The sequence below is a fragment of the Rahnella aceris genome (genome assembly GCF_011684115.1).
Taxonomy (GTDB): Bacteria; Pseudomonadota; Gammaproteobacteria; order Enterobacterales; family Enterobacteriaceae; genus Rahnella; species Rahnella aceris.
This window is the reverse complement of sequence record NZ_JAADJV010000010.1, coordinates 3,141-4,967: the sequence shown is the minus strand read 5'-3', so window position 1 is coordinate 4,967 and position 1,827 is coordinate 3,141. Positions and strand designations below refer to the sequence as shown.

At 53.1% G+C, this 1,827-nt stretch carries 1 rRNA gene (cut by a window edge); it reads right to left on the bottom strand.

Going from position 1 to position 1,827, the window contains the following annotated elements:
* Positions 1–95: 95 nt before the first annotated feature.
* Positions 96–1,827 (bottom strand): 23S ribosomal RNA (locus tag GW591_RS23995) (it continues 1,268 nt past the right edge of the window).

Below are 1,827 nucleotides of genomic sequence, written 5' to 3'. Positions count from 1 at the left end.
TACCGCTCACCCTACATCAGGCTTGCACTACGAACCAATCTCGGAACTTCAGCTGAAAATCTACTTCAAGTCTCTAAAAACACCTTTGGTGTTGTAAGGTTAAGCCTCTCGGGTCATTAGTACTGGTTAGCTCAATGCATCGCTGCACTTACACACCCAGCCTATCAACGTCTTAGTCTTAAACGTCCCTTCAGGTGGCTTAAAGCCACAGGGAAGACTCATCTCGAGGCAAGTTTCGCGCTTAGATGCTTTCAGCGCTTATCTTTTCCGCATTTAGCTACCGGGCAATGCCATTGGCATGACAACCCGAACACCAGTGATGCGTCCACTCCGGTCCTCTCGTACTAGGAGCAGCCCCTCTCAATCTTCCAACGCCCACGGCAGATAGGGACCGAACTGTCTCACGACGTTCTAAACCCAGCTCGCGTACCACTTTAAATGGCGAACAGCCATACCCTTGGGACCTACTTCAGCCCCAGGATGTGATGAGCCGACATCGAGGTGCCAAACACCGCCGTCGATATGAACTCTTGGGCGGTATCAGCCTGTTATCCCCGGAGTACCTTTTATCCGTTGAGCGATGGCCCTTCCATTCAGAACCACCGGATCACTATGACCTACTTTCGTACCTGCTCGAGCCGTCACTCTCGCAGTCAAGCTAGCTTATGCCATTGCACTAACCTCACGATGTCCGACCGTGATTAGCTAACCTTCGTGCTCCTCCGTTACTCTTTAGGAGGAGACCGCCCCAGTCAAACTACCCACCAGACACTGTCCTCACCCCGGATCACGGGGCCGAGTTAGAACATCAAACATTAAAGGGTGGTATTTCAAGGTTGGCTCCACGCAGACTGGCGTCCACGCTTCAAAGCCTCCCACCTATCCTACACATCAAGGCTCAATGTTCAGTGTCAAGCTATAGTAAAGGTTCACGGGGTCTTTCCGTCTTGCCGCGGGTACACTGCATCTTCACAGCGAGTTCAATTTCACTGAGTCTCGGGTGGAGACAGCCTGGCCATCATTACGCCATTCGTGCAGGTCGGAACTTACCCGACAAGGAATTTCGCTACCTTAGGACCGTTATAGTTACGGCCGCCGTTTACCGGGGCTTCGATCAAGAGCTTCGCCTTACGGCTGACCCCATCAATTAACCTTCCGGCACCGGGCAGGCGTCACACCGTATACGTCCACTTTCGTGTTTGCACAGTGCTGTGTTTTTATTAAACAGTTGCAGCCAGCTGGTATCTTCGACTGGCTTCAGCTCCGGGAGCAAGTCCCTTCACCTACGCGCCAGCGTGCCTTCTCCCGAAGTTACGGCACCATTTTGCCTAGTTCCTTCACCCGAGTTCTCTCAAGCGCCTGAGTATTCTCTACCTGACCACCTGTGTCGGTTTGGGGTACGATTTCGTGTTACCTGGAGCTTAGAGGCTTTTCCTGGAAGCATGGCATCAGCTACTTCACCACCGTAGTGGCTCGTTATCACGCCTCAGGGTTGATATGCAACCGGATTTACCAGGTCACACCCCCTACACGCTTGAACCGGGACAACCGTCGCCCGGCCAGCCTAGCCTTCTCCGTCCCCCCTTCGCAGTAACACCAAGTGCAGGAATATTAACCTGCTTCCCATCGACTACGCTTTTCAGCCTCGCCTTAGGGGTCGACTCACCCTGCCCCGATTAACGTTGGACAGGAACCCTTGGTCTTCCGGCGTGCGGGTTTTTCACCCGCATTATCGTTACTTATGTCAGCATTCGCACTTCTGATACCTCCAGCAAACCTCACAGTTCACCTTCGACGGCTTACAGAACGCTCCCCTACCCAACAACA